This is a genomic window from Kineococcus glutinatus (genome assembly GCF_039542765.1).
In the GTDB taxonomy this organism is placed as follows: domain Bacteria; phylum Actinomycetota; class Actinomycetes; order Actinomycetales; family Kineococcaceae; genus Kineococcus_A; species Kineococcus_A glutinatus.
In genome coordinates this window covers 1-868 of sequence record NZ_BAABIL010000824.1, presented here as the reverse complement: position 1 = coordinate 868, position 868 = coordinate 1, and the positions used below count along the sequence as shown (strand labels likewise).

1 protein-coding gene and 1 pseudogene are annotated in these 868 nt (G+C 78.5%); both read right to left on the bottom strand.

The features are described 5' to 3' along the window. A pseudogene (locus ABEB16_RS21760) lies at window positions 1-223 on the bottom strand (hypothetical protein); the annotation flags it as partial. Between the two features lie 34 nt (window positions 224-257). Continuing rightward, a partial coding sequence (locus ABEB16_RS21755; RefSeq protein WP_345714257.1) for an SDR family oxidoreductase occupies window positions 258-868 on the bottom strand: 611 nt, incomplete at its 5' end.

Below are 868 nucleotides of genomic sequence, written 5' to 3'. Positions count from 1 at the left end.
GCTCGCCGGCGGCGGCGAGCAGGTCGGCGACGCGGCGGGCGACGGGGGCGCTGCCGGTGGCGGGCACGGCGGCGTAGCTCCCGGTCGCGAGCAGCGCGCGCTGGGGGGAGGTGAGGAGGAAGTCGTCTGCGCCGCGGTACTCGCGCAGCAGGTCCTCGGCGGTGCGGTCGGCGACGTCGCTGTATCGGGGCAGCACCGGCGCGGGCGCGGCGGGCGAGGGCATGGGGCTCCGTTCGGATCCGTTCGGGTGGGGTGCCTCAGGCGCGCAGGCTCGCGCCGCCGTCGACGTAGAGGTCCTGCATGGTGATGTGCCGGGCGGCGTCGCTCGCGAGGAAGCGCACCGCCTCGGCCACGTCGGAGGGGTCGGCGATGCGGGCCAGCGGGATGCCGACGCGGAAGCTCGCGGGGTCCCCGCCGAGGGCGGCGCGGCGGCCCTCCTCGGCGTCGGGCCACAGGTCGCGCTGCATGGCGGTGTCGGTGGAACCGGGGCAGACGACGTTGCACCGCACACCGGAACCGGCGACCTCCAGGCCGAGGCAGCGGGTGAGGTGGGCGGCGGCGGCCTTGGAGGCGGCGTAGGCGGCCATCCCGGTGCGGGGCACGCCCGCGGCGTTGGAGGCGACGGTGACGACGCTGCCGCGCCCGCGCGCCACCATGCCGGGCACGACGGCCCGCACCAGGTTGAGCAGGCCGGTGGTGTTGACGGCGAAGGTGGCGGCCCAGTCCTCGTCGGTGGTGGCGAGCACCGGCGCCGGGCGCAGCACCCCCGCCACGCCGGCGAGGACGTCGACGGGGCCGAGCGCCCGCTCCGCGGCGGTCGCGGCGGCGCGCACGGCGGCGGCGGCGGTGACGACGGTGACGTGCACGC